Annotated in this window: 24 protein-coding genes; 19 read left to right on the top strand and 5 right to left on the bottom strand. The window is 73.3% G+C overall.

The genetic code is table 11. The features are described from left to right. Nucleotides 1–123 precede the first annotated feature (123 nt). Nucleotides 124–1,488, top strand: a complete 1,365-nt coding sequence (gene glmM / locus ACFWPI_RS13700; RefSeq protein ID WP_063348982.1) for a phosphoglucosamine mutase — start codon at nt 124–126, stop codon at nt 1,486–1,488. Between the two features lie 57 nt (nt 1,489–1,545). On the opposite strand, the gene coaA is transcribed toward glmM, so the two are convergent. Beyond that, nucleotides 1,546–2,541 carry a type I pantothenate kinase gene (gene coaA / locus ACFWPI_RS13695; protein ID WP_063348983.1) on the bottom strand — a complete coding sequence of 332 codons (996 nt, stop codon included), beginning with the start codon at nt 2,539–2,541 and terminating at the stop codon, nt 1,546–1,548. 99 nt (nt 2,542–2,640) lie between these two features. Here coaA and glmS point away from each other — a divergent pair, with 99 nt between their 5' ends. Continuing rightward, complete coding sequence (glmS, locus tag ACFWPI_RS13690; protein WP_380369534.1) at nt 2,641–4,497, top strand: glutamine--fructose-6-phosphate transaminase (isomerizing); 1,857 nt, start codon at nt 2,641–2,643, stop codon at nt 4,495–4,497. 31 nt (nt 4,498–4,528) lie between these two features. Here the strand turns inward: glmS and ACFWPI_RS13685 are convergent, their stop codons facing one another. After that, a complete protein-coding gene (locus tag ACFWPI_RS13685; protein WP_380369531.1) occupies nt 4,529–5,086 on the bottom strand; it encodes a Uma2 family endonuclease in 558 nt (185 codons plus the stop codon). Nucleotides 5,087–5,257: 171 nt separating this feature from the next. Here ACFWPI_RS13685 and ACFWPI_RS13680 point away from each other — a divergent pair, with 171 nt between their 5' ends. From ACFWPI_RS13680 to ACFWPI_RS13660, 5 genes are all read left to right on the top strand, one after another. After that, on the top strand, nt 5,258–6,733 hold the full coding sequence (locus ACFWPI_RS13680) for an NAD(P)H-hydrate dehydratase (RefSeq protein WP_380369529.1): 1,476 nt from the start codon (nt 5,258–5,260) through the stop codon (nt 6,731–6,733). A 182-nt stretch (nt 6,734–6,915) separates the two neighbouring features. Continuing rightward, nucleotides 6,916–8,115, top strand: a complete 1,200-nt coding sequence (alr, locus tag ACFWPI_RS13675; protein ID WP_380369526.1) for an alanine racemase — start codon at nt 6,916–6,918, stop codon at nt 8,113–8,115. Continuing rightward, nucleotides 8,112–9,359, top strand: a complete 1,248-nt coding sequence (locus ACFWPI_RS13670) for an alpha/beta fold hydrolase (protein ID WP_380369524.1) — start codon at nt 8,112–8,114, stop codon at nt 9,357–9,359. Before alr ends, ACFWPI_RS13670 begins: the two co-directional genes overlap by 4 nt. A 95-nt stretch (nt 9,360–9,454) precedes the next feature. After that, on the top strand, nt 9,455–9,952 hold the full coding sequence (tsaE, locus tag ACFWPI_RS13665; protein WP_063348988.1) for a tRNA (adenosine(37)-N6)-threonylcarbamoyltransferase complex ATPase subunit type 1 TsaE: 498 nt from the start codon (nt 9,455–9,457) through the stop codon (nt 9,950–9,952). Between the two features lie 117 nt (nt 9,953–10,069). Beyond that, complete coding sequence (locus ACFWPI_RS13660; RefSeq protein ID WP_063348989.1) at nt 10,070–10,264, top strand: hypothetical protein; 195 nt, start codon at nt 10,070–10,072, stop codon at nt 10,262–10,264. A 16-nt stretch (nt 10,265–10,280) separates the two neighbouring features. Here ACFWPI_RS13660 and ACFWPI_RS13655 read toward each other — a convergent pair whose 3' ends face one another. After that, entirely contained in the window at nt 10,281–10,850 is a 570-nt protein-coding gene (locus ACFWPI_RS13655; protein WP_380369710.1) for a hypothetical protein, read from the bottom strand. 153 nt (nt 10,851–11,003) lie between these two features. Between ACFWPI_RS13655 and tsaB the strand changes: the two genes are divergently transcribed. From tsaB to ACFWPI_RS13630, 5 genes are all read left to right on the top strand, one after another. After that, nucleotides 11,004–11,678: a tRNA (adenosine(37)-N6)-threonylcarbamoyltransferase complex dimerization subunit type 1 TsaB gene (gene tsaB, locus ACFWPI_RS13650; protein ID WP_380369519.1), complete on the top strand. Its 675-nt coding sequence runs from the start codon at nt 11,004–11,006 to the stop codon at nt 11,676–11,678. A 23-nt stretch (nt 11,679–11,701) separates the two neighbouring features. Then, nucleotides 11,702–12,181 carry a ribosomal protein S18-alanine N-acetyltransferase gene (gene rimI / locus ACFWPI_RS13645; protein WP_380369708.1) on the top strand — a complete coding sequence of 160 codons (480 nt, stop codon included), beginning with the start codon at nt 11,702–11,704 and terminating at the stop codon, nt 12,179–12,181. Then, nucleotides 12,174–13,280: a tRNA (adenosine(37)-N6)-threonylcarbamoyltransferase complex transferase subunit TsaD gene (tsaD, locus tag ACFWPI_RS13640; RefSeq protein WP_380369516.1), complete on the top strand. Its 1,107-nt coding sequence runs from the start codon at nt 12,174–12,176 to the stop codon at nt 13,278–13,280. The genes rimI and tsaD overlap by 8 nt, the downstream gene beginning before the upstream one ends. A gap of 11 nt (nt 13,281–13,291) precedes the next feature. Further along, nucleotides 13,292–13,537 carry a hypothetical protein gene (locus ACFWPI_RS13635; protein ID WP_244293442.1) on the top strand — a complete coding sequence of 82 codons (246 nt, stop codon included), beginning with the start codon at nt 13,292–13,294 and terminating at the stop codon, nt 13,535–13,537. A gap of 80 nt (nt 13,538–13,617) precedes the next feature. Further along, nucleotides 13,618–14,532 carry a polysaccharide deacetylase family protein gene (locus tag ACFWPI_RS13630; RefSeq protein WP_380369512.1) on the top strand — a complete coding sequence of 305 codons (915 nt, stop codon included), beginning with the start codon at nt 13,618–13,620 and terminating at the stop codon, nt 14,530–14,532. Nucleotides 14,533–14,577: 45 nt separating this feature from the next. On the opposite strand, the gene ACFWPI_RS13625 is transcribed toward ACFWPI_RS13630, so the two are convergent. Further along, nucleotides 14,578–15,744 carry an SAM-dependent methyltransferase gene (locus ACFWPI_RS13625; protein ID WP_380369510.1) on the bottom strand — a complete coding sequence of 389 codons (1,167 nt, stop codon included), beginning with the start codon at nt 15,742–15,744 and terminating at the stop codon, nt 14,578–14,580. Between the two features lie 285 nt (nt 15,745–16,029). Between ACFWPI_RS13625 and groES the strand changes: the two genes are divergently transcribed. The 3 genes from groES to ACFWPI_RS13610 all read left to right on the top strand — a co-directional run bounded on the left by groES (nt 16,030) and on the right by ACFWPI_RS13610 (nt 19,203). Beyond that, nucleotides 16,030–16,335: a co-chaperone GroES gene (gene groES, locus ACFWPI_RS13620; RefSeq protein WP_014136232.1), complete on the top strand. Its 306-nt coding sequence runs from the start codon at nt 16,030–16,032 to the stop codon at nt 16,333–16,335. A gap of 116 nt (nt 16,336–16,451) precedes the next feature. Continuing rightward, complete coding sequence (gene groL / locus ACFWPI_RS13615) at nt 16,452–18,077, top strand: chaperonin GroEL (RefSeq protein WP_380369507.1); 1,626 nt, start codon at nt 16,452–16,454, stop codon at nt 18,075–18,077. A 130-nt stretch (nt 18,078–18,207) separates the two neighbouring features. Next, entirely contained in the window at nt 18,208–19,203 is a 996-nt protein-coding gene (locus ACFWPI_RS13610; RefSeq protein ID WP_063348996.1) for a LysR family transcriptional regulator, read from the top strand. 89 nt (nt 19,204–19,292) lie between these two features. On the opposite strand, the gene ACFWPI_RS13605 is transcribed toward ACFWPI_RS13610, so the two are convergent. Next, nucleotides 19,293–19,619: a WhiB family transcriptional regulator gene (locus ACFWPI_RS13605; protein WP_063348997.1), complete on the bottom strand. Its 327-nt coding sequence runs from the start codon at nt 19,617–19,619 to the stop codon at nt 19,293–19,295. Nucleotides 19,620–20,179: 560 nt separating this feature from the next. Here ACFWPI_RS13605 and ACFWPI_RS13600 point away from each other — a divergent pair. The 4 genes from ACFWPI_RS13600 (at nt 20,180) to ACFWPI_RS13585 (ending at nt 24,897) form a co-directional block, all read left to right on the top strand. Beyond that, a complete protein-coding gene (locus ACFWPI_RS13600; RefSeq protein ID WP_014136228.1) occupies nt 20,180–20,791 on the top strand; it encodes a response regulator transcription factor in 612 nt (203 codons plus the stop codon). Between the two features lie 338 nt (nt 20,792–21,129). After that, complete coding sequence (shbA, locus tag ACFWPI_RS13595; RefSeq protein WP_079135824.1) at nt 21,130–21,846, top strand: RNA polymerase sigma factor ShbA; 717 nt, start codon at nt 21,130–21,132, stop codon at nt 21,844–21,846. A 250-nt stretch (nt 21,847–22,096) separates the two neighbouring features. Further along, entirely contained in the window at nt 22,097–23,599 is a 1,503-nt protein-coding gene (gene guaB / locus ACFWPI_RS13590) for an IMP dehydrogenase (protein ID WP_063348998.1), read from the top strand. A gap of 170 nt (nt 23,600–23,769) precedes the next feature. Further along, entirely contained in the window at nt 23,770–24,897 is a 1,128-nt protein-coding gene (locus ACFWPI_RS13585) for a GuaB3 family IMP dehydrogenase-related protein (RefSeq protein WP_063348999.1), read from the top strand. The last annotated feature ends 128 nt before the right edge of the window (nt 24,898–25,025 follow it).

Below are 25,025 nucleotides of genomic sequence, written 5' to 3'. Positions count from 1 at the left end.
TGGTTGCGCGAACCGTCGCCCCGGAGTACCACGTGTACTCCGGGGCGACGTGTTCCCCGGCTATCGTGCGGCGGCCGGGTGCCATCGGTTGGGTTCCGAGCAGTGGTGATGGAGGACGGGACAGTGGGACGACTCTTCGGTACGGACGGCGTGCGCGGGGTGGCCAACGTGGGCCTGACGGCCGAGCTCGCGCTCGGGCTGTCGGTCGCGGCGGCCCATGTGCTCGGCGAGGCCGGCGCCTTCGAGGGCCACCGGCCGGTCGCGGTGGTCGGTCGGGACCCGCGTGCCTCGGGCGAGTTCCTGGAGGCCGCCGTCATCGCCGGCCTGGCGAGCGCCGGCGTCGACGTGCTCCGGGTCGGCGTGCTGCCGACCCCGGCCGTGGCGTACCTCACCGGCGCGCTCGGCGCCGACTTCGGCGTGATGCTCTCCGCCAGCCACAACGCGATGCCCGACAACGGCATCAAGTTCCTCGCCCGCGGCGGCCACAAGCTGGACGACCGCATCGAGGACGCGATCGAGGCCCACTACCGCACGCACACGCTCGGCAGCGAGGACTGGAACCGGCCGACCGGCGCCGCCGTCGGCCGGGTGCGCGAGTACACCGAGGGCTTCGACAAGTACGTCGCCCACCTGATCGGCGTGCTGCCCAACCGCCTCGACGGCATCAAGGTCGTCATCGACGGCGCCCACGGCGCGGCCGCCTACGTCGCCCCCGAGGCCTTCGCCCGGGCCGGTGCCGAGGTCGTCCACACCCTGGGGGCGGAGCCCACCGGCCTCAACATCAACGACGGCGTCGGCTCCACCCACCTGGACCGGCTGCAGGCCGCCATGACGGAGTACCGCGCCGACCTCGGCATCGCCCTCGACGGCGACGCCGACCGCTGCCTGGCCGCCGACGCCGACGGCAACGAGGTGGACGGCGACCAGATCATCGCCATCCTGGCCGTCGCCATGAAGGACGCCGGCACCCTGCGCCGCAACACCGCGGTGGCCACCGTGATGTCCAACCTCGGCTTCAAGCTGGCGATGGAGCGCGAGGGCGTCGACCTGGTGGAGACCGCCGTCGGCGACCGCTACGTGCTGGAGGCGATGAAGGAGCACGGCTTCGCGCTGGGCGGCGAGCAGTCCGGCCACGTCATCCTGCTCGACCACGCCACCACCGGCGACGGCACCCTGACCGGCCTCATGCTGGGTGCCCGCCTGGCCAGCACCAAGCAGCCGCTGGCCGACCTGGCCGCCGTGATGACCCGTCTGCCGCAGCAGCTGATCAACGTCAAGGGCGTCGACAAGAGCCGGGTGAACACCAGCGTCGAGCTGGCCGCCGCGGTCGCCGAGGCCGAGGCCGAACTGGGCTCCACCGGCCGGGTGCTGCTGCGCCCGTCCGGCACCGAGCCGCTGGTCCGGGTCATGGTCGAGGCCGCCGACCCGGTGCAGGCCGAGTCCGTCGCGCAGCGGCTGGCCGAGGCCGTGCGGACGCACCTGGGCTGAGCCCGGCACGACGGAAGGGGCCCCGCCGCCGGGGGGGCCCCTTCCGTCGCATCGGTGTCAGAGCTTGCGCAGCAGCGCCCGGCGGACCTTGTGGTCCGCCCCCTTCTGGAGGATCAGGGTGGCCCGGCCGCGGGTCGGCAGCACGTTCTCCAGCAGGTTCGGCTTGTTGATGGTGCGCCAGACCTGCCGGCCGTACTCCATCGCCTCCTCCTCCGGCACCTCGGTGAAGCGGCGGAAGTAGGAGTTCGGGTCCTGGAAGGCGGTCTGCCGCAGCTTGCGGAAGCGGTCCAGGTACCAGTGCTCGATGTCGTCGGTGCGGGCGTCGACGTAGATCGAGAAGTCGAAGTAGTCGGCCACCGCCAGCCGGGTGCGCCCGTCGCTGCCGGGCAGGGCCGGCTGGAGCACGTTCAGGCCCTCGACGATCAGGATGTCCGGGCGCTCCACGGTGAGCCGCTCGCCCTGCACGATGTCGTACACCAGGTGCGAGTACACCGGCGCGGTGACCCGCTCCTTGCCCGCCTTCACGTCCGCGACGAAGCGCATCAGCGCCCGGCGGTCGTACGACTCCGGGAAGCCCTTGCGGGCCATCAGGCCCCGGCGGCGCAGCTCGGCGTTGGGCAGCAGGAAGCCGTCCGTGGTCACCAGCTCGACCCGCGGATGCTCGGGCCAGCGGGCGAGCAGGGCCTGGAGCAGGCGGGCCGTCGTCGACTTGCCGACCGCGACCGAGCCGGCCACCCCGATGATGAACGGGGTGCGGGTGCGCTCGGTGTCCGGCGTGTCCAGGAAGGTGCCCAGCGTGCCGCGCAGCTCGTGCGTGGCGTGGATGTACAGGTTCAGCAGCCGGGACAGCGGCAGGTAGACGTCGCGGACCTCGTCCAGGTCGAGGGCGGTACCGAGGCCGCGTAGCCGTTCCACCTCCTCGGCGGTCAGCGGCAGCGGCGTACGCTCGCGCAGTGCGCTCCACTCGGCCCGACTGAGGTCCACGTAGGGGGACGGCGACGGGCCGGGCGTGGCGGCGCCCCGCGTACAGAGTTCGGTCAGCACATGCTCCATTGTGAGCTGTGGCGGCGTTCACCGTGGTTGTGGTGTCGGTCACGCACTGTTCGCGGGAATCGGGAAAAGGGCCTCAGAACCGCCCTTATGCTGGCACGCATGTGCGGAATTGTTGGATACGTGGGCGCGCAGTCCGCCCTCGACGTAGTAATCGCAGGCCTGCAGCGACTGGAGTACCGGGGCTACGACTCGGCCGGTGTCGCGGTGCAGGCGCAGGACTCCGACGGGCAGTGGAGTCTGGTCACCGACAAGCGGGCCGGCAAGCTCGCCAACCTGGAGAAGTCGCTCGCCGAGACCCCTCTGCCCGGCGGCACCACCGGCATCGGCCACACCCGCTGGGCCACCCACGGCGGCCCGACGGACGCCAACGCCCACCCCCACCTGGACGACCACCTCCGGGTGGCCGTGGTGCACAACGGCATCATCGAGAACTTCGCCCAGCTGCGGGCCGAGATCGCCGAGCGCGGCCACACCCTCCGCTCCGAGACCGACACCGAGGTCGTCGCCCACCTGCTCGGCGAGGCCTACGACGGCGACCTCGCGGAGGCCATGCGCGTGGTCTGCCGCCGCCTCGACGGCGCCTTCACCCTCGTCGCCGTGCACGCCGACGCGCCGGACGTGGTCGTCGGCGCCCGCCGCAACTCGCCGCTGGTGGTCGGGCGCGGCGAGGGCGAGAACTTCCTCGCCTCCGACGTCTCCGCGTTCATCGCGCACACCCGCGAGGCCGTCGAGCTGGGTCAGGACCAGGTCGTCGAGCTGCGCCGGGACGGCGTCACGGTGACCAACTTCGACGGCACCCCGGCCGACGTGCGCGAGTACCACGTCGACTGGGACGCCTCGGCCGCCGAGAAGGGCGGCTACGACTACTTCATGCTCAAGGAGATCGCCGAGCAGCCGAAGGCCGTCGCCGACACCCTCCTCGGCCGGATCGGCACCGACGGCCGGCTCATCCTCGACGAGCTGCGCATCTCCGACGCCGACCTGCGCTCGGTCGACAAGGTCGTCATCGTCGCCTGCGGCACCGCCTTCCACGCCGGCATGATCGCCAAGTACGCGATCGAGCACTGGACCCGCATCCCCTGCGAGGTCGAGGTCGCCTCCGAGTTCCGCTACCGCGACCCGATCATGGGCCCGGGCACGCTGGTCATCGCCATCTCCCAGTCCGGCGAGACCATGGACACCCTGATGGCCCTGCGGCACGCCCGGGAGCAGGGCGCCAAGGTGCTGGCGATCTGCAACACCAACGGCTCCACCATCCCGCGCGAGTCGGACGCGGTGCTGTACACCCACGCCGGCCCCGAGGTCGCCGTCGCCTCCACCAAGGCGTTCCTGACCCAGCTGGTCGCCTGCTACCTGGTCGCCCTCTACCTGGGCCAGGTGCGCGGCACCAAGTGGGGCGACGAGATCTTCGCCGTCATCAAGGAGCTCGGCGACGCGCCCAAGCAGGTCGAGCAGGTCCTGGAGACCATGGAGCCGGTGCGCGAGCTGGCCCGCTCGCTCGCCGACGCGCGCTCGGTGCTGTTCCTCGGCCGTCACGTCGGCTTCCCGGTGGCCCTGGAGGGCGCGCTCAAGCTCAAGGAGCTGGCGTACATGCACGCCGAGGGCTTCGCGGCGGGCGAGCTCAAGCACGGCCCGATCGCGCTGATCGAGGAGGGGCTGCCGGTCGTCGTGGTCGTCCCGTCGCCGCGCGGGCGGTCGATCCTGCACGACAAGATCGTCTCCAACATCCAGGAGATCCGGGCCCGTGGCGCCCGCACCATCGTGATCGCGGAGGAGGGCGACGAGGCGGTCGTCCCGTACGCGGACCACCTGATCCGCATCCCGGTCACCCCGACCCTGCTCCAGCCGCTGGTCTCCACCGTGCCGCTCCAGGTCTTCGCGTGCGAGCTGGCGACGGCCAAGGGCCACGAGGTCGACCAGCCGCGCAACCTGGCCAAGTCGGTCACCGTCGAGTAGTACGGCGTGGTGCCCCTGCGGTGGCTGTGCCCTACCGCAGGGGCGCCGTGTCGAGCGTGAACGAGAAGGGGGCGGGCAGGTCGATCGGCTTGCCGAAGGGGACCGGATCCTTGTCGGTGTAGTCGTTGTCCTCGGGTTGGGAGAACAACGTGACCATGCCTTCGCTGCGGTCGACCAGTAGGTAGCAGGGGATGCCAGCGGCGGCGTAGCCGCGACGCTTCTGCTCGCGGTCCAGGCGCGGGCTCGTGGACGTGATTTCGAAGACGAGCAGTACGCCGTCGGCGTCGGCCCACGAACCGGCGTTCAGGAAGTGGTTGACCGGGCAGACGGTTCCATCGGGGATGAACCGTCCGGTCGGTACGATCAGGCCCTTGTTGCCGAGGAGATCCAGGTCGATCGCGGCCTTGCGGAAGAACTGCTTGGCGAGCAGGGAAAACGCGGTCTCGTGCTCTCCGTCCGGCGGTGGCGTCACGACGATTTCCCCTTCGATGAGCTCTGCCTTGTAGCCGGGCGGGGTGTCCAACTCCAGGAACGCCTGGATGAGGTTGTCCCGGCCTCGCGGGCCCTCGACAGCTGGCATGGCGACCATGGCCCTTCTCCCTCCTGTGGGTCCGTGCCGAGCCACAAGGTAGGCGCGTGGACTGACACCGGTGGGGGATCGAAGTGGTTGTCACTCGAAAGTGTCCCGCAGCTCGGCCTGCCGTGGGGCGGTGGCGCGGGCTAGCGTCGGCGGTACGTCGACTGCTGAAGGAGCCCTCGCATGCGTCATGCCCATCGGGTGGAAGTCGTCCGGGCCGCCGAGGCCGCGCTGATGGCGCGGCTGCCGGAGGGGACGCTGATGCAGCGGGCGGCCGCCGGGCTGGCGGCGACCTGTGCCCGGCTGCTGGCGGGGCGTCGGGGGCGGGTGTACGGCAGTCGGGTGGTGGTGCTGGCCGGCAGCGGGGACAACGGGGGTGACGCCCTGTACGCCGGGGCGGCGCTGGCCCGGCGGGGCGCGCGGGTGACGGCGGTGCTGTTCGCGCCGGAGCGTGCGCACGCGGGCGGGCTGGCCGCGCTGCGGGCTTCCGGCGGGCGGGTGGTGCTGGATCAGGAAGTCGGCCTGGCCGACTTCTCGCGCGCCGACCTGGTGCTGGACGGCATCGTCGGCATCGGCGGCCGGGGCGGGCTGCGGGACGGGGCCCGGCCGTACGCGCGGGCCGGGCGGCGCGGGGTCGTGGTGGCCGTGGACCTGCCCAGCGGGGTCGACGCCGACACCGGCGAGGTGCCGGGCGAGGCGCTGCGCGCGGACGTCACGGTCTGCTTCGGCACGTACAAGCCGGGCCTGCTGGTCGACCCGGGAGCCTCCTACGCGGGCGCCGTCCAACTGGTCGGGATCGGACTGGAGCCGCCCGCGCCGGAGGTGACGGCCCTGCAGCACGCGGACGTGGCGGCGCTGCTGCCGCTGCCGGGCGCCGAGAGCGACAAGTACCGGCGGGGCGTGGTCGGGGTGGCGGCCGGTTCGGCGACGTACCCGGGCGCGGCGCTGCTGGCGGTCGCCGGGGCGCTGCACGGCGGTGCGGGTGCCGTCCGGTACGTCGGCACGGCGGCCGAGGAGGTGGTGCGGCGCTTCCCGGAGGTGCTGGTCACCGAGGGCGGGCCGGCCGGGGCCGGGCGGGTGCAGGCCTGGGTGGTCGGGCCGGGCGGCGGCGAGGGGGCGCGGCAGGCGCTGGCCGAGGCACTGTCGAGCGACGTCCCGGTCCTGGTGGACGCGGACGGGCTGACCGAGCTGGCCCGGCTCGGCCCGGACGCGCTGGCCGGCCGGACGGCCCCCACCCTGCTCACCCCGCACACCGGCGAGGCCGCCCGGCTGCTCGCGGGCGCCGACGGCGCCGCGCCGCCGCCCGCCGACTCGCTGGCCGCCGCCCGGCTGGCCACCGCCCGCCGGCTGGCGGCCGCCTACCGGGCGACGGTCCTGCTCAAGGGCTCCACCACGGTGATCGCCGACCCGGGCGGCGCCGTCCGGGTCAACCCGACCGGCACGTCCTGGCTGGCCACCGCAGGCAGCGGCGACGTCCTGGCGGGCCTGGCGGGCTCCCTGCTGGCGGCCGGTCTGGCGCCGCTGGACGCCGCGTCGGTGGGCGCCTACCTGCACGGCCTGGCGGGCCGCCACGCGGCGGGCGACCCGGGCGCGCCGGTGACGGCGCCGGCGGTGGCGCAGGCGCTGCCCGCGGTGTGGCGGGCGGTGCGGGAGGCGTAGGCCCGGGGCGGGCGGTGCGGCCGGGACGGGCGGTGCGGAACCGATCGGTCCTGCGTGCGCGTCCGGAACAGGGTGACGAGCGGTGCGCCGCAGGTCGGCGCGGTGCCGGGGGCCCTGGCACCGGCCGCCGCACGGACGGGCCGTTCGGCGAGGACTCCGGGATGTCTGGGAGACTGACCCTGATGACAACTGCGAACACGACCGGCACGGCCACCCTGACCGACGGCGTAAGGGCCGAGGCGACCATCGATCTGGCCGCCCTGCGCGGCAACCTCGCCGCGCTGCGCGAGCGCGTCGGCGGCTCGGCGGTGATGCTCGCGGTCAAGGCGGACGCCTACGGCCACGGCGCCGTCGAGTGCGCCCGCGAGGCGGTCGCGAACGGGGTCGGCTGGCTCGGCTGCGCGACGCCCGAGGAGGCGCTGGCACTGCGGGCCGCGGGCATCCGCCCGGAGCAGGCCCGCGTCCTGTGCTGGCTGTGGACGCCGGGCGGGCCGTGGCGGGAGGCGCTGCGCGCGGACATCGACATCTCGGTGAGCGGCCAGTGGGCGCTGGACGAGCTGCTGCCGGCCGTCCGGGAGACCGGCATCCCGGCCCGGGTGCACCTGAAGGCGGACACCGGTCTGGGCCGCAACGGCTGCCAGCCGCACGACTGGCCGCACCTGGTGGCCGCCGCCCGCCGCGCCGAGGCGGAGGGGCTGCTGACCGTGGTCGGCGTCTGGTCGCACTTCGCCGCCGCCGACGAGCCGGGCCACCCGTCGATCCAGGCCCAGCTGGACTCCTTCCACGCGGCGCTGGCCCGGGCCGAGGCCGCCGGGCTGCGCCCGGAGGTGCGGCACCTGGCGAACTCGCCGGCCACCCTGCTGCTCCCGCAGTCGCACTTCGACCTGGTCCGCACCGGCCTGGCCGCGTACGGGCTGTCGCCGGTGCCGGAGGTCGGGTCGCCGGCCGACTTCGGGCTGCGCCCGGTGATGGCGCTGACCGCGCGGCTGGCGCTGGTCAAGCACGTTCCGGGCGGGCACGGGGTCAGTTACGGCCACCACTACGTGACGCCGGGCCCGACCACGCTGGGCCTGGTCCCGGTCGGCTACGGCGACGGCATCCCGCGGCACGCCAGCGGCACCGGCCCGGTGCAGATCGGCGGCAAGTGGCGCACGATCGCCGGCCGGGTCGCGATGGACCAGTTCGTCGTGGACCTGGGCGGGGACACCCCCGCGGTCGGCGACGAGGTGCTGCTGTTCGGCAACGGCGAGCAGGGCGAGCCGACCGCCGAGGACTGGGGCCGGGCCTGCGGCACCATCTCGTACGAGATCGTGACCCGGATCGGCGCCAGGGTCCCGCGCCGCTACCTGGGCGGCAGCCGCACCGAGGGCCCGGGCGCATGACGGAGGGACCGGCCGAGAGCGGCCCGGTCGCGGCGGTGGCCAAGGCGGCCGGCGCGGCCTCCGGGGTGAGCCGGGCCGGTGTGATCGGGATCTCGGTCGGCGTGCTGGCGGCCGGGGCGGCCGCCGGGGTGGCGATAGAGCGGCTGACCGTCGGCCGGGCGACCCGCCGCCGGGCCCGGGCCGAGCTGGACGCCGAGGCCCCGTACGGCTCGCTGCGCGGGCGCCCGCGGACGGTGGCCGCGCCGGACGGCACCGAGCTGTACGTCGAGCTGGACGGCACCGGCCCCGAGCCGGACGGCGGCACCTCCAACGACGAGCCGGACGGCGGCACCTCCAACGACGAGCCGGACGGCGGCACCTCCGGCGCCGAGCCGCTGACCGTGCTGTTCTGCCACGGCTACTGCCTCAACCAGGACAGCTGGCACTTCCAGCGGGCCGCGCTGCGCGAGGGACTGCGGCTGGTCTTCTGGGACCAACGCAGCCACGGCCGCTCCGAGCGCTCCCGCTCCTTCCTGGCCGGCGAGCCGGCCAGCATCGACCAGCTGGGCGGCGACCTCAAGGCGGTGATCGACGCCGTCGCGCCGACCGGGCCGCTGGTGCTGGTGGGCCACTCGATGGGCGGCATGACGGTGATGGCGCTGGCCGACCAGCACCCGGAGCTGTTCCGGGAGAGGGTCGCCGGGGTGGCGCTGATCGGCACGCTGGCGGGGGACTGGAACGAGGTCAGCCTCGGGCTGCCGTCGGCCGGCGCGAAGCTGTTCAAGAAGGTCGCGCCCGGGGTGATGCGGCTGCTGGGCCGTCAGGTCGAGCTGGTGGAGGCGAGCCGGCGGCTGGGTGCGGACGTCGCTGCCGTCTTCTACCGGAGGTTCTCCTTCGGCGGGCGGGACGTCGACCCGGGCGTGGTGCGGTTCGCCGAGCAGCTGCTGGACGCCACCCCGATCGACGTGGTCGCCGAGTTCTACCCGGTGTTCGCCGCGCACGAGAAGTACGCGGCGCTCGCCGCCCTGAGCGGCCTGCCGACGCTGGTGCTGGCCGGTACGAAGGACCTGCTGACGCCGTCGGCGCACAGCGAGGCGATGGCCGAGCGGTTGCCCGGCGCGGAGCTGGTGCTGGTGGAGGGCGCCGGGCACCTGGTGATGCTGGAGCGCCCGGAGCTGGTCGACCACGAGCTGGTGGCGCTGCTGCGCCGGGCCGCGGGCTTCGCCGCCGCCGCGCCGCCCCCGGCGGTCCTGGACGGCCCCTGACCCCTTCCGGCGCGCGCCGGGCCGGCGATGTGGCACGGTAGCGGTGGCGGCCGGCGGTCGGCACGCCGGTACGGACCGAAGGGCAAGACACGCGCATGGGCTCGCACGCCACTCTCACCGTCCCCACCCCGGAGCGGATGGGCCGGCTCGGCCGGGAGCTGGCCGCGCTGCTGAGGCCCGGGGACCTGGTGCTGCTCTCCGGTGAACTGGGGGCGGGGAAGACCACGCTGACCCGGGGCCTGGGGGAGGGGCTGGGGGTCCGCGGGGCGGTGACCTCGCCGACCTTCGTGATCGCCCGGGTGCACCCGTCGCTGGTCGGCGGCCCGGCGCTGGTGCACGTGGACGCGTACCGGCTCGGCGGGGACCTGGACGAGATGGAGGACCTCGACCTGGACGTCTCGCTGCCGGAGTCGGTGGTCGTGGTCGAGTGGGGCGAGGGCAAGGTCGAGCGGCTGTCCGAGGACCGGCTGGAGGTGCGGATCGAGCGCGCCCTCGGTGACACCGCCGACGAGGACGACCTGGACCCGCGCCGGGTGGTGCTGACCGGCCTCGGTCCGCGCTGGGCGGGTGTCGCGCTGGAGGCGCTCGGCTGAGGCCCGCGCCCGGGTGTGCGCCGTTTTGCCGACGGGCTGTCGGGAAGTGTTGCGGGCGGGGTGCCGGGCGTGGTGGGATGGGTGCTGCGGTTAGGTCTGCCTAACTAGGGAGGCGCCATGTCGAGCACCACCCCCGCCCCGAAGCGCGCCGGGCACGGCGCCGGGGCCGGAGAGTCCGCCCGCCGCGTCCAGGGGGCGCCGATGCGGGCGCTGCTGGCCGCCTGTGCGGCCGCCGAGGCGGTGTCCACCCCGCCCGAGCCGGAGCCCCGGCGGGCCGAGGAGCCGGAGACGGGCACACCCCGCGCGGCCTGACACGCCCGAGCCGGGCTCAGGCGACCACGACCACCTTGGTGCCGTTCGGCGCGAAGTCCCAGAGCAACTGGCCGTCCGGGCGACCGCTGCGGATGCCGCCGGTCTTGGCGTTCGGCTCGGCGGTCGGGGTCGCGCCGTCCACGGCGGCGCTGAAGCCGAACACCACGCCGTTCTGCTGCGCGAAGCGCACCACGTGCTCGATCTGCTTGCCGTCCGTCCCGGTGGTCGTCGGGGTGCGGCTGTAGACCGAGTAACTGCCCGGAGCCGGCTCGACCGAGCCCGGGGTGACCGGGAAACCGGGCGTGACCTGCGGGTTCTTCTTCGGGTCGATCAGCCAGACGTAGTGGCTGCTGATCGAGTAGACCACCCTGGTCCCGCTGCCCGAGGTGGTCGGCAGCGGCGGGACCGTCGGGGTGGCCGAGGCGCTCGGCGTCGCGGAGGCGGCCGGCCCGCTGGACGTCGTGGTGCTGGCGGTCGGCTTGGCGCCGGCCGCCCGGTCCTGAGCGCCGTTGGCCTGGAAGGCCAGCAGGCTCACCACCGCCAGGGCCCCCAGGGTCAGCCCCGTGACCACCACACCAGGACCCATCTTCGCCACGTGCCGCTCCCGCCGCCGTCCCTTTACGTACGGCCCCATCGTGCCAGGTCCGTCCGGCCGGGTCGCGGCGCCCCGGATGTGTGTTCCTGGATGGCACACCTGGTCGATCGGCCGGTCGGACGAACGTCGGTCTAACCTTGACCCGTGCTGCTGCTCGCGTTCGACACCGCTACCCCCGCCGTCACCGCCGCCGTCCACGACGGCACGGCCGTCCTCGCCGAGACCCACCAGGTCGACGCCCGGCGCCACGGCGAACTGCTCCTGCCCGCGATCGACCGGGTCCTGCGGGCGGCCGGCGTCGACAAGCACCGGCTCACCGGCATCGCGGTGGGCGTCGGCCCGGGCCCGTACACCGGCCTGCGGGTCGGCCTGGTGACCGCCGCCGCGCTCGGCCACGCCCTCGGGCTGCCGGTGCACGGCGTCTGCACCCTGGACGCGATCGCCCACCAGGCCCGCGCCGATGGCCTGGCCGGGCAGCCGTTCACGGTGGCCACCGACGCGCGCCGCAAGGAGGTCTACTGGGCCTCCTACGACGCCGACGGCCACCGCACCGAGGGCCCCGGCGTGGACCGCCCCGCCGAGCTGGCCCCGCAGCCGCGCTCGGTCGGCGCCGGCGCGCTGCTCTACCCCGAGAGCTTCCCCGGCGCGCACGGCCCCGAGCACGTGTCGGCCGGCGCCCTGGCGGGCTTCGCCGCCGCCGAGCTGGCGGCCGGCCGCGAGCTGCTGCCGAACGTCCCGCTGTACCTGCGCCGCCCGGACGCCCAGGTGCCGGCCGCCTTCAAGAATATTCTAGGGGGCAAGGCGGTGCTCCCGGCGTGAAACACGGCACCACCCTGCGCCCGATGCGCTGGTGGGACATAGCGCCGGTGATGGAGCTTGAGCTGCGGCTCTTCCCCGAGGACGCCTGGTCCACCGGGATGTACTGGTCCGAGCTGGCCGAGACCCACCCCGGCGGCACCCGCCACTACACCGTCGCCACCAACGCGGACGGCGCCATCGTCGGCTACGCCGGGCTGATGGCGATCGCCGGCGAGGGCGACGTCCAGACCATCGCCGTCGACCAGCGCCACCAGGGCGCCGGCCTCGGCGCGGCGCTGCTCACCGACCTGATCCGGGAGGCCGCCCGCCGCGGCTGCGCCGAACTGCTGCTGGAGGTGCGGGTGGACAACCCGCGCGCCCAGCAGCTGTACGAGCGCTTCGGCTTCCAACCGGTGGGCATCCGGCGCGGCTACTACCAGCCCGCCAACGTCGACGCGCTGGTGATGCGCCTCGACCACCCCAGCACTGACCCGAAGGACCTTAAGGACACCCGCCATGGCTGACGAACCGCTCGTCCTCGGCATCGAGACCTCCTGCGACGAGACCGGCGTCGGCATCGTGCGCGGCACCACGCTGCTGGCCGACGCGGTCGCCTCCAGCGTCAACGACCACGCCCGCTTCGGCGGCGTCGTCCCGGAGATCGCCAGTCGCGCCCACCTGGAGGCGATGGTCCCGACCATCCAGCGCGCGCTGGACACCGCCGGCGTCAAGGCGAGCGACCTGGACGGCATCGCGGTCACCGCCGGCCCCGGCCTGGCCGGCGCGCTGCTGGTCGGTGTCAGCGCCGCCAAGGCGTACGCCTGGGCGCTGGACAAGCCGCTGTACGGGGTCAACCACCTCGCCTCGCACATCTGCGTCGACCAGCTGGAGCACGGCCGGCTGCCGTCGCCGACGATGGCGCTGCTGGTCTCCGGCGGGCACTCCTCGCTGCTGCTCAGCGAGGACATCACCAGCGACGTCCGCCCGCTCGGCGCGACCATCGACGACGCGGCCGGCGAGGCCTTCGACAAGGTCGCCCGGGTGCTCGGCCTGGGCTTCCCGGGCGGCCCGGTGGTCGACCGCACCGCCCGCGAGGGCGACCCCAAGGCGATCGCCTTCCCGCGCGGCCTGAGCGGCCGCAACGACCCCGCGTACGACTTCTCCTTCTCCGGCCTGAAGACCGCCGTCGCCCGCTGGGTGGAGGCCAAGCGCCGGGCCGGCGAGGAGGTGCCGATCGCCGACGTGGCGGCGTCCTTCCAGGAGGCCGTCACCGACGTGCTCACCCGCAAGGCCGTCAAGGCGTGCCGGGACAACGGCGTCGACCACCTGATGATCGGCGGCGGGGTGGCCGCCAACTCGCGGCTGCGCGAGATGGCCCAGCAGCGCTGCGACCGGGCCGGCATCCGGCTGCGGGTGCCCCGGCCGGGCCTGTGCACCGACAACGGCGCGATGGTGGCCGCGCTGGGCTCCGAGATGGTGTGGCGTGACCGCACGCCGTCCGCGCTCGACCTGTCCGCCGACTCCTCGCTGCCGGTGACCGAGGCGCACGTGCCGGCTGCGGACGTCCGGCACGGCGACGTCCACGGCCAGGCGTACCGGGCCCTCACCGGCGGCGCCGAGTGACCGTCGCCGCGATGTGGGAGGCCCGCGCCGCCACCGGCCGCGGGGCCGAACTCGCCTCCTGGGTGCGGGAGGTGGCGCTGCCCGCGGTGCGCGGTTCGGCCGGGCTGGTCCGCACCGAGCTGCTCGGCGCGCCCGGCGAACGGGTGCTGCTGATCACCTGGTGGACCGGCGAGCCGGTGCCGGTCGCCGACCCGCCGGCCGACCTGCTCGGCCGCCCGGTGCACCGCTGGTCCTTCACCAGCGAGCACGTCGAATAGGCGCTGTCCGGGAACCGCCGCCCCGACCGCTACCGTGCATAGCTGAGAAGAAGCTGGACGGGAACCGGGAGCGCGCTGCGGTGAACAGGGACGGTCGGAGCAGGACCAGGACGTACGCGGTGGGGGCGCTGGCCCTGCTGGCCCTGGCCACCGGATGCGGCGACAACGGGGGCGCCGCCGCCCCGGCGGCGGCCGGCGGCAGCTCGGCGGCCACGCCCCAGCCCGCCGGCGGCGGCGCCGTGCCGACCAGCCCGGCCGGCGCGCCCACCACCGCGGCCCCGGCCGGCGGGGACCCGGCGGCCTGGGCGAAGTGGAACCTCAAGCCGCTGGCGCCGGCCCCCGCGCCGCCCGCGGACAAGCCCATCAAGCTCGAACGGACCGGCCCCGTACCGGTGTTCAGCGAGGTGAAGACGAGCGACAAGGTCGTCTTCATCACCATCGACGACGGCGCCGAGAAGGACCCGAAGTTCGTCGAGATGCTGACCGAGCTCAAGGTGCCGATCTCGATGTTCCTGACCCGGGACATCGTCAAGAACGACTACGGCTACTTCAAGCCGCTCCAGGCGCTCGGCAACCACATCCAGAACCACACCGTGGACCACCCGGTGATGAGCAAGATCCCGGCGGAGAAGCAGAAGTCCGAGATCTGCGACGCGCAGTCCGCGCTCACCCAGCAGTACGGCACCGCCCCGCTGCTGTTCCGCCCGCCGTTCGGGGACGGCGCCAACACCCCGACGCTGAACAACTCGGTCCAGCAGTGCGGCCCGCGCGCGATGGTGCTCTGGCGCGAGTCGATGCAGATCCACGACATGCAGTACCAAGCGGCGGACAAGAAGCTGAAGTCCGGCGACATCATCCTGGCGCACTTCCGCGGCCCGAAGGAGCTCAAGGGCGCCACGATGACCCAGATGTTCGGCGACCTGCTGGCCCGGATCCAGGAGCAGGGCTTCTCGGTGGCCCGGCTGGAGGACTACATCCAGGCGCCCGCCTCGTAGTCGGTGCGCCCGCCTCGTAGTCCGGGCGCCCGCCTCGTGGCCGCCTCAGGCGGGCCGGCCGAGCATCATCAGCGGCCCGTTGTCGGTGCGGCTGAGGATCACCGTGACGGCGTTCGGCCCGGAGGGCTTGAGCTGGCGGCGCAGCTCCTCCGGGGTGATCGCCATCCCGCGCTTCTTGATCACCACCGTGCCGACCCCGCGCTCGCGCAGCAGCGCCTTCAGTCGCTTGGTGTGGAACGGCAGCACGTCGGTGAGCTCGAAGGCGTGCGCGTACGGGGTGGCGACCAGCCGGTCCGAGGTGAGGTAGGCGATCTTCGGGTCGATCAGCCGGCCGCCCACCTGCTCGGCCACCTCGGCCACCAGGTGGGCCCGGATCACCGCGCCGTCCGGCTCGTACAGGTAGCGCCCGACCGGGCCGGCCGGCGGGTCGGGCAGGTCGCCGCCGGTGAGGCTGGCGGCCTGCGGCAGCAGGGTGGCGCGGTGCGGGCGGGCGGCCCCGGTGCCGAACCAGAGCACCGCCTCCTTCACGTCGCCGTGGTCGGAGACCCACTCCGCCTCGGCGTCGGCCGGGACGGCCTCGTGCGGGATTCCCGGGGCCACCTTCAGCGCGCCGATCGGGGTCCGGCGGCCGGCCTCGATCGCCCAGGAGAGCGGCGGGGCGTACGCCTCCGGGTCGAACACCCGGCCGCGCGCCGTGCGCCGCGCCGGGTCGGTGAACACCGCGTCGTAGCCGGTGACGTCCACCTCGGCGACGTCCGCGCAGCGCACCCGGACCAGGTCGGTCAGGCCCAGCGCGGCCGCGTTGGCGGCGGTGGCGGCGCAGGCCGCCGGGTCCTTGTCGACGGCCAGCACCTCGATCCCGGCCCTGGCCAGCGCCAGCACGTCCCCGCCGATGCCGCAGCACAGGTCGGCCAGCCGGCGGACGCCCAGCTCGGCGAAGCGGCGCGCCCGCCACTCGGCCACGCTGCGCCGGGTGGACTGCTCGACGCCGTTGGGCGTGAAGTACATCAGGTCGGCGTCCGCCCCGAACTTCGCCCGCGCCCGCTGCCGCAGCCGGGCCTGCCCGAAGGCCGCCGAGACCAGCTCGGCCGGGTGCTCCCGCCGCAGCCTGGTGGCCAGCGCCAGCTCCTCCTCGGGCGTGAACTCGCGCAGTTCGGCGAGCAGGGCCTGGCCCTCGGGGGTCAGCAGGGGCTGGAGGTTCTCGGTGTCCACGGGGCCATTCTGGCGGGTTGGCCGCCCCACCGGCTCCGACGGTGCCGGCGCGGTGGGGCGGGGCGGTCGCACGGGTGTACGGCTCCGCGCCCGCGGTTCGGGATGCCCGGGCGCGCCGTTGGCACTCTGGTTGACTGAGTGCTAACACCGGCCTATGGTCGTCCTTGGCACTCCCCACTGGGGGAGTGCTAACGCGAAGACGTGTGCCTGACCCCCGCGACGGCAGGCCCGCAGGTTCGCTCCTACCCGTTAGAAACCCCGTAATCTCCGAAGGGGAGCTCGGACGTGACCACCAGCAGCAAGGTTGCCATCAAGCCGCTTGAGGACCGCATCGTGGTCCAGCCGCTCGACGCCGAGACCACCACGGCCTCCGGCCTGGTTATCCCGGACACCGCCAAGGAGAAGCCCCAGGAGGGCGTCGTCCTGGCCGTCGGCCCGGGTCGCTTCGAGGACGGCCAGCGTCTGCCGCTCGACGTCGCCGTCGGTGACATCGTCCTGTACTCGAAGTACGGCGGCACCGAGGTGAAGTACCAGGGCGAGGAGTACCTGGTTCTCTCCGCTCGCGACGTTCTCGCCATCATCGAGAAGTAAGTCGTTCCGACCCGCCCCGGATCCGTGTCCCAAGTGACAGGGGCCCGGGGCGTGGTTGTTGGTTCACGTAGTCCGGCGGCCGGTGGGCCGGCCGAAGCCCCGAGGGAATAGGGAACATGGCGAAGATCCTGCAGTTCAACGAGGACGCCCGCCGCTCGCTGGAGCGCGGTGTCAACAAGCTGGCCGACACCGTCAAGGTGACCATCGGCCCCAAGGGCCGCAACGTCGTCATCGACAAGAAGTTCGGCGCCCCGACCATCACCAACGACGGTGTCACCATCGCCCGTGAGGTCGAGCTGGACGACCCGTACGAGAACCTTGGCGCGCAGCTCGTCAAGGAGGTCGCCACCAAGACCAACGACGTCGCGGGTGACGGCACCACCACCGCCACCGTGCTGGCCCAGGCCCTGGTCAACGAGGGTCTGCGCAACGTCGCCGCCGGTGCCGGCCCGGCCGCCCTGAAGAAGGGCATCGACAAGGCCGTCGCCGCCGTCTCCGAGCACCTGCTCTCGGTGGCCCGCGAGATCGAGGGCAAGGACGACGTCGCCGCCGTCGCGTCCCTCTCCGCCCAGGACACCCAGGTCGGCGAGCTGATCGCCGAGGCGATCGACAAGGTCGGCAAGGACGGTGTCATCACCGTCGAGGAGTCGAACACCTTCGGCGTGGAGCTGGACTTCACCGAGGGCATGCAGTTCGACAAGGGCTACCTGTCGCCGTACTTCGTCACCGACGCGGAGCGGCAGGAGGCGGTCCTGGAGGACCCGTACATCCTGATCAACCAGGGCAAGATCTCCTCCATCCAGGAGCTGCTGCCGCTGCTGGAGAAGATCCTCCAGGGCGGTGCCTCCCGGCCGCTGCTGATCATCGCCGAGGACGTCGACGGCGAGGCGCTGTCCACCCTCGTGGTGAACAAGATCCGCGGCACCTTCAACGCGGTCGCCGTCAAGGCCCCGGGCTTCGGCGACCGCCGCAAGGCGATCCTCGGCGACCTGGCCACCCTGACCGGCGGCACGGTCATCTCCGAGGAGGTCGGCCTCAAGCTCGACCAGGTCGGCGTGGACGTGCTGGGCACCGCCCGCCGCGTGACCATCACCAAGGACGAGACCACCGTCGTCGACGGTGCCGGTGACACCGAGGCCGTGGCCGGCCGCGTCGCCCAGATCAAGGGTGAGATCGCCGCCACCGACTCCGACTGGGACCGCGAGAAGCTGCAGGAGCGCCTGGCCAAGCTGGCCGGCGGCGTCTGCGTCATCAAGGTCGGCGCCGCCACCGAGGTGGAGCTGAAGGAGCGCAAGCACCGCCTGGAGGACGCCATCTCGGCGACCCGTGCCGCGGTCGAGGAGGGCATCGTCGCCGGTGGCGGCGCCTCCCTGGTGCACGCCGCCAAGGTGCTGGACGGCGGCCTGGGCCTGTCGGGTGACGAGGCGACCGGTGTCGCGGTGGTCCGCAAGGCGCTGCACGAGCCGCTGCGCTGGATCGCCCAGAACGCCGGCCTGGAGGGCTACGTCATCACCTCCAAGGTCGCCGAGCTGGAGGTCGGCCAGGGCTTCAACGCGGCCACCGGCGAGTACGGCGACCTGGTGAAGGCCGGCGTCATCGACCCGGTCAAGGTCACCCGCTCCGCGCTGGAGAACGCGGCCTCGATCGCCTCCCTGTTGCTCACCACCGAGACCCTCGTGGTGGAGAAGAAGGAAGAGGAGACCGAGGGTGGCCACGGCCACGGTCACGGCCACTCGCACTGACGCCTGACGGTCGACCGGAGGCCCGGCCGCGCCCCTCGGGGTGCGGCCGGGCCTCCGGCGTGTCCGGCGTTTGAGGCTTCAATCATCAGTAGAATTTTGCCATTGGCAAAGATTGCCTTATAACTAAGGCATGATCGAGGCCCGTCACCTGCGCGTCCTGCGTGCTGTCGCCCGCACCGGCTCCTTCTCCGCCGCCGCCCGCGAGCTGGGCTGTACGCAGCCCGCCATCAGCCAGCAGATGAAGGCCCTGGAGAAGTCGGTGGACACCCCGCTGGTGGTCCGCTGCGGCCGGGGCATGCAGCTCAGCGAGGCGGGGCGGGTGCTGCTCAAGCACGCCACCGGGATCCTGGCCGGGCTCTCCGCCGCCGAGGAGGAGATCGCCGCGATCGCCGGGCTGCGGGCCGGCCGGGTGCGGCTGGTCTCCTTCCCGACCGCGAGCTCCACCCTGGTGCCGCCCGCGGTCGCCCGGCTGCGGGACAGCCATCCGGGGGTGCGCGTGTCGCTGGTCGAGGCGGAGCCGCCGGAGTCGCTGGCGATGCTGCGCGGCGGCGAGTGCGAGATCGCGTTGGCCTTCCGCTACCCGCAGTCCGACGGCGGCGCCGCGCTGCCGGCGCCCGCGCACGGGACGCCGCGCGAGGCGCGGGCCGAGGCCAACCTGGAGGCGCAGCAGCTGAGTGCCGGCTCCGACTGGTCCGATCTGGTGGTCACCCCGCTGCTGGACGACCCGCTGGTGGGCCTGCTGCCCGCCGCGCACCGGCTGGCGGGGCGCGGCAGGCCGGTGGAGCTGGCCGAGCTGGCGGGGGAGCAGTGGATCGCGGGCTGCCCGCAGTGCCGGGGGCACCTGGTGGAGCTGTGTGCGGCGGCGGGCTTCGAGCCCCGGATCGACTTCGCGACCGACGACTATCCGGCGGTGGTCGGCCTGGTGGCGGCCGGACTGGGGGTGGCGGTGCTGCCCCGGCTGGCGTTGCAGTCGGTGCGCCCGGACGGGGTGTCGACGGTGCCGGTGCGGACGGCCGCGGGGGCGCCGGCGGTGCGGCAGGTGGTCGCGCTGACCCTGCCGGATCTGGCCGAGGTGCCGGCCGTGGCGCTGATGCTGGAGCGGCTGGCGGGGTCGGCCGGGCGCTGACCTCTGGGGCCTGAGCGTTCTGGACCGGGCTTGAACAGCCCGAAACGCCGCGAGGAAACGTTTCTTCACGGCGCGCCGTGGAGGCGGGGTTAGCGCCGCGCGATCGCCGGCGGGGTCAGCGGGACCTCCACCAGCCGGTGCCGCGAACGCCCCAGCATCTCCTCGCGCTCGTCCTCGGTCATCCCGCCCCAGACGCCGTACGGCTCGCGGACCGCCAGCGCGTGCGCCGCGCACTCGGTGATCACCGGGCAGCGCATGCAGACCTCCTTGGCACTGGCCTCGCGCGAACTCCGCGCGGCCCCGCGTTCGCCCTCGGGGTGGAAGAAGAGCGAACTGTCCACGCCACGGCAGGCTGCGGAGAGCTGCCAGTCCCAGAGGTCCGCGTTGGGACCTGGGAGGCGGGAGAAATCTGCCATGGCTCATTCCCTTCAGAGGCTCGTCGGCCGTGGGCCGGCGCTCAGCGGGCTGCTGCTGGGCGGCGCGGCGGGCGTCGATGCACTGGTGTGGACACCTGGAAATATGACTTACGGCAACTCCATGGACAAGTCACCCACAGAGTGGCACAACAGTCAATGACCATACGAAAGCTATAAAAACGGGCAAAGTGGGCAAGGGGTTCGGCGGGCGCGGGCGTGGCATTCGGGTGGCCGACGGGCGCGCGACACTCCGCACCGGTGTGCGGGTCGTGCGCCCACCGCGCGCGAGCTGGGCAAAAGTGCGGCGTGTGCACCGCGATGCGGCTGATCGGTAATGGGTTGGCCACGTACAGTGGTGGAGATGGCCCCGAAGGCCGTAACTCATTCGAGTGACGGTCGTTGGAAGTGCGGAGGCGGTTAGCGGGCGCCGGACGTCGGGAACGATCGCGGGGAATTTGAGGCGATCAGCACGGACTCTGTCGCCGATCGGCCGTGTCGGAGAGGTTCGTACCAGCCAGGAGGCTCAACGTGACGCGGATCAGCTGCGGAGGACGACGGTCATGACTTCCGTTCTCGTTTGCGACGATTCCCCGCTCGCCCGCGAGGCGCTTCGCCGCGCGGTCGCGACCGTACCCGGTGTGGACCGGGTCACCACCGCGACGAACGGGGAGGAGGTCCTCCGCCGCTGGGTGGCCGACCGCTCCGATCTCGTTCTGATGGACGTCCGGATGCCCGGCCTCGGCGGGGTCGAGACGGTCCGGCGGCTGCTGTCCGCCGATCCGGGCGCGCGGATCATCATGCTCACCGTCGCCGAGGACCTCGACGGGGTCGCGCTCGCGGTGGCCGCGGGCGCCCGCGGGTACCTGCACAAGGACGCCTCGCGCGCCGAACTGCGGGCCACCGTCACCCAGGCCCTCGCCGACCCGACCTGGCGGCTCGCCCCGCGCCGGCTGCGCAGCCCCGACATGGGCGCGGCGCCCACGTTGACGGCGCGTGAGATCCAGGTGCTGGAGGGCATGAGCCACGGCCGCAGCAACGCCGAGATCGGCCGCGAGCTGTTCCTGTCCGAGGACACCGTCAAGACCCACGCCCGACGGCTGTTCAAGAAGCTCGGGGCCTCCGACCGCGCGCACGCGGTGGCGCTGGGTTTCCGCTGGGGCCTGGTCCGCTGACCGCCGGTGGCGCCGCCGGCTGCGGCGCGCCGCCGGCGGTTCCCGGGACGGACGCCGTCCGGGCGTGTGACGTTACGGTCCCGAGGTTGCACCATGGAGTAGTGGAGCACCTCGGGGACCAGCGGACAGGCACTGCGGCGAACCACACGGCCGCAGCACATTCGGCGGACGGCGCGAAGGACGGGACCACCGACGGCGGCGGGGCGGGAGGCGGCACGGTGCAGGAGGGGCCGGTGGTGCGCGGCGGCACGCCGTACGGCACCGCAGCGCATAACGTTCCGGTGCACAACTCCGGACGCGGTGCCGCGTTTTCCCGCGCGACCAGGCACCATGGACCGATGCGTGACGACGTCGCCGGTGCGGCCGGCCAGGCGGACCCGGTGGAGGCCGAGCCCTCCGGCCCGGGTGGCGATCCGTCGTACGCCGACCCCGGCGGCCCCGGCGCGGTGCCCGGCCCCGGTCGACCGCCGGTGCTCGGCGCGGGCGGCTCCCCGCTGGTGGGCGAGCTCGTCGCGGCCGCCGTCCGCGGTGAGGGCCCGGCCATCGACGCCCTGCTCGCCTACGTCCATCCGCTGGCGCTGCGCTACTGCCGCGGCCGGCTCGTGCGGCTGCCCGGCGGCGCCCGGCACCACGTGGACGACGTCGCGCAGGAGGTCTGCGTCGCGGTGCTGTGCGCGCTGCCCCGGTACAAGGACCAGGGGCGGCCGTTCGAGGCCTTCGTCTACGGCATCGCCGCACACAAGATCGCCGATCTGCAGCGGGCCGCGATGCGCGGGCCCGGCTCGACGGTCGTCCCGCAGGACGACCTGCCGGAGGTGCCGGACGAGGCGCTCGGCCCGGAGGAGCAGGCGCTGCTGAGCAGCGACGCGGCCTGGGCCAAGGAACTGCTCTCCAACCTGCCGGCCCGTCAGCGCGAACTGGTGCTGCTGCGGGTGGCCGCCGGGCTCTCGGCGGAGGAGACCGGCGAGGTGCTGGGGATGTCCCCGGGCGCCGTCCGGGTGGCCCAGCACCGGGCGCTCAGCCGGCTGCGGGCGCTCGCGGAGGAGTCCTCCTAGGTCCTGACCGGCCGGAATGAGCCACGGGGGGCCGGTGTTGTCAAGGGCACACGAGGACACATTCGCCGTGCCAGTACCATGGGGTATCGGCGCCTGGGCGGGTTGCCAAAGTTTCGCGGGTGCGCGCGGGGTTCCCCTGGAGGTTCCTCCAAAACCACCCGGCTTCGGCGGTCTGCTGCGAGTGAGCGATGAACGCGCCCCACCCTCAGGGCGTGAGCGGAATAGGCCGGCCACGGAAGGTACCCCCCAAATGTCTTACAACGCCGCAGGCGTACCCGAGAAGTTCGCCATGCTCGGGCTCACGTTCGATGACGTCCTGCTGCTGCCCGGGGCTTCCGCGGTGCTGCCGAACCAGGTCGACACCTCCTCGCGGGTCTCCCGGAACGTGCGCGTCAACATCCCGCTGCTCTCCGCCGCGATGGACAAGGTCACCGAGGCGCGGATGGCGATCTCGATGGCCCGCCAGGGCGGCGTCGGCGTGCTGCACCGCAACCTGTCGGTCGAGGACCAGGCCAACCAGGTCGACCTGGTGAAGCGCTCCGAGTCCGGCATGGTCACCGACCCGATCACGGTCGGCCCGAACACCACGCTGGCCGAGGCCGACGCGCTGTGCGCCAAGTTCCGCATCTCCGGCGTGCCGATCGCGGACGAGGCCGGCAAGCTGCTCGGCATCGTCACCAACCGTGACATGGCCTTCGAGTCGGACCGCAGCCGCCAGGTCCGCGAGATCATGACCCCGATGCCGCTGATCACCGGCAAGGTCGGCATCTCCGGGGTGGACGCGATGGCGCTGCTGCGCCGCCACAAGATCGAGAAGCTGCCGCTGGTCGACGACGAGGGCCGGATCAAGGGCCTGATCACCGTCAAGGACTTCGTCAAGGCCGAGCAGTACCCGAACGCCGCCAAGGACGCCGAGGGTCGTCTGCTGGTCGGTGCCGCCGTCGGTGCCAGCGCCGAGGCGTTCGACCGGGCCCAGGCCCTGGTCGAGGCCGGTGCGGACTTCCTGGTCGTGGACACCTCGCACGGCCACAGCCACAACGCGCTGGCCTGGATCGGGAAGATCAAGTCGGCCGTCGGGATCGACGTGGTCGGCGGCAACGTGGCCACCCGTGACGGCGCCCAGGCGCTGATCGACGCCGGCGTGGACGGCGTCAAGGTCGGCGTCGGCCCCGGCTCCATCTGCACCACCCGCGTGGTCGCCGGCATCGGCGTCCCGCAGATCACCGCCATCTACGAGGCCGCGGTGGCCTGCCAGGCGGCCGGCGTGCCGGTCATCGGCGACGGCGGCCTGCAGTACTCCGGCGACATCGGCAAGGCGCTGGCCGCCGGCGCCGACACCGTGATGCTGGGCTCGCTGCTGGCCGGCTGCGAGGAGTCCCCGGGTGAGCTGATGTTCATCAACGGCAAGCAGTTCAAGTCCTACCGCGGCATGGGCTCGCTGGGCGCGATGCAGTCCCGCGGCCAGGGCCGCTCGTACTCCAAGGACCGCTACTTCCAGGCCGAGGTGGCCTCGGACGACAAGCTCGTCCCCGAGGGCATCGAGGGCCAGGTGCCCTACCGCGGCCCGCTGTCGGCCGTGCTGCACCAGCTGGTCGGCGGCCTGCGCCAGACCATGGGCTACGTCGGCGCCGCCACCATCGCCGAGATGGAGAGCAAGGGCCGCTTCGTCCGGATCACCTCGGCGGGCCTCAAGGAGAGCCACCCGCACGACATCCAGATGACCGTCGAGGCGCCGAACTACTCCAACCGCTGAGTCCGCGCTTCCCAAGGGCCCGTCGCCGCACCGCGGCGCCGGGCCCTTCGGCGCGCCCGGGGGCGGGCCCCGCGCCCCGGAGGCGAGCGCGCGAGGCAACCGGGGTGCGGGATACTGGGGGCGGCCGGGGTGACCCGGCGGGCATGAGCAACAAACCAGAAGGGCTCGAAGTGACTGAGATCGAGATCGGGCGAGGCAAGCGCGGCCGACGGGCGTACTCCTTCGACGACATCGCCGTCGTCCCCAGCCGCCGTACCCGGGACCCGAAGGAGGTCTCGATCGCCTGGCAGATCGACGCCTACCGCTTCGAGCTGCCGTTCCTGGCCGCCCCGATGGACAGCGTGGTCTCGCCGCAGCAGGCCATCGCCATCGGCCGCCTCGGCGGCCTCGGCGTGCTGAACCTCGAAGGCCTCTGGACCCGCTACGAGGACCCGCAGCCGCTGCTCGACGAGATCGCCACGATCACCGACGAGGCCGCCGCGACCCGCCGCCTCCAGGAGATCTACGCCGCGCCGATCCGCGCCGAGCTGATCAAGCAGCGGATCCAGGAGGTCCGCGACTCCGGTGTGGTCACCGCCGCCGCGCTCTCGCCGCAGCGCACCGCCGAGTTCTCCAAGGCCGTCGTGGACGCCGGCGTCGACGTCTTCGTCATCCGCGGCACCACCGTCTCGGCCGAGCACGTGTCCAGCGGCGCGGAGCCGCTCAACCTCAAGCAGTTCATCTACGAGCTGGACGTCCCGGTGATCGTCGGCGGCTGCGCCACGTACACCGCGGCCCTGCACCTGATGCGCACCGGCGCGGCCGGCGTGCTGGTCGGCTTCGGCGGCGGCGCCGCCCACACCACCCGGGGCGTCCTCGGCATCCAGGTGCCGATGGCCACCGCCGTCGCCGACGTGGCCGCCGCCCGCCGGGACTACATGGACGAGTCCGGCGGCCGCTACGTGCACGTGATCGCGGACGGCGGCGTCGGCTACAGCGGCGACATCCCGAAGGCCGTCGCCTGCGGCGCCGACGCGGTGATGATCGGTGCCGCGCTGGCCCGCGCCACCGACGCGCCCGGCAAGGGCTTCCACTGGGGCATGGAGGCCGTCCACGAGGAGCTGCCGCGCGGCAAGCGGGTGGACCTCGGCACGGTCGGCACCACCGAGGAGATCCTGACCGGTCCCTCGCACACCCCCGACGGCACCATGAACCTGTTCGGGGCGCTGCGCCGCGCGATGGCCACCACCGGCTACACCGAGCTCAAGGAGTTCCAGCGGGTCGAGGTGACCGTCAACCCGGCGCTCAACCACCGCTGAGACGCGTCGTGGTGAAGGCCCCCGTCGGTTCCGGGCGGTTTCTAGGGGTCGTTGCAACACGTGGTCGGTTTGATCAGGCCGCGAGCAGTTTATGCAGGCGCTCGGCTGGGGTTTCCCAGTCGAGCGTT

The sequence above is a fragment of the Kitasatospora sp. NPDC058492 genome, from assembly GCF_042720685.1.
GTDB lineage: Bacteria > Actinomycetota > Actinomycetes > Streptomycetales > Streptomycetaceae > Kitasatospora.
This window is presented reverse-complemented; position numbering and strand designations above follow the sequence as displayed.

Bases quoted from the DNA above. Each gene is read 5' to 3' on its own strand.
- glmS (WP_380369534.1), top strand. From the start codon at position 2,641: ATGTGCGGAATTGTTGGATACGTGGGCGCGCAGTCCGCCCTCGACGTA.
- ACFWPI_RS13655 (WP_380369710.1), bottom strand. From the start codon at position 10,850: ATGGGTCCTGGTGTGGTGGTCACGGGGCTGACCCTGGGGGCCCTGGCG.
- alr (WP_380369526.1), top strand. From the start codon at position 6,916: ATGACAACTGCGAACACGACCGGCACGGCCACCCTGACCGACGGCGTA.
- ACFWPI_RS13685 (WP_380369531.1), bottom strand. From the start codon at position 5,086: ATGGTCGCCATGCCAGCTGTCGAGGGCCCGCGAGGCCGGGACAACCTC.
- ACFWPI_RS13660 (WP_063348989.1), top strand. From the start codon at position 10,070: ATGTCGAGCACCACCCCCGCCCCGAAGCGCGCCGGGCACGGCGCCGGG.
- ACFWPI_RS13680 (WP_380369529.1), top strand. From the start codon at position 5,258: ATGCGTCATGCCCATCGGGTGGAAGTCGTCCGGGCCGCCGAGGCCGCG.
- coaA (WP_063348983.1), bottom strand. From the start codon at position 2,541: ATGGAGCATGTGCTGACCGAACTCTGTACGCGGGGCGCCGCCACGCCC.
- ACFWPI_RS13600 (WP_014136228.1), top strand. From the start codon at position 20,180: ATGACTTCCGTTCTCGTTTGCGACGATTCCCCGCTCGCCCGCGAGGCG.
- ACFWPI_RS13635 (WP_244293442.1), top strand. From the start codon at position 13,292: ATGTGGGAGGCCCGCGCCGCCACCGGCCGCGGGGCCGAACTCGCCTCC.
- ACFWPI_RS13670 (WP_380369524.1), top strand. From the start codon at position 8,112: ATGACGGAGGGACCGGCCGAGAGCGGCCCGGTCGCGGCGGTGGCCAAG.
- tsaD (WP_380369516.1), top strand. From the start codon at position 12,174: ATGGCTGACGAACCGCTCGTCCTCGGCATCGAGACCTCCTGCGACGAG.
- ACFWPI_RS13610 (WP_063348996.1), top strand. From the start codon at position 18,208: ATGATCGAGGCCCGTCACCTGCGCGTCCTGCGTGCTGTCGCCCGCACC.
- rimI (WP_380369708.1), top strand. From the start codon at position 11,702: ATGCGCTGGTGGGACATAGCGCCGGTGATGGAGCTTGAGCTGCGGCTC.
- shbA (WP_079135824.1), top strand. From the start codon at position 21,130: ATGCGTGACGACGTCGCCGGTGCGGCCGGCCAGGCGGACCCGGTGGAG.
- guaB (WP_063348998.1), top strand. From the start codon at position 22,097: ATGTCTTACAACGCCGCAGGCGTACCCGAGAAGTTCGCCATGCTCGGG.
- groL (WP_380369507.1), top strand. From the start codon at position 16,452: ATGGCGAAGATCCTGCAGTTCAACGAGGACGCCCGCCGCTCGCTGGAG.
- tsaE (WP_063348988.1), top strand. From the start codon at position 9,455: ATGGGCTCGCACGCCACTCTCACCGTCCCCACCCCGGAGCGGATGGGC.
- ACFWPI_RS13605 (WP_063348997.1), bottom strand. From the start codon at position 19,619: ATGGCAGATTTCTCCCGCCTCCCAGGTCCCAACGCGGACCTCTGGGAC.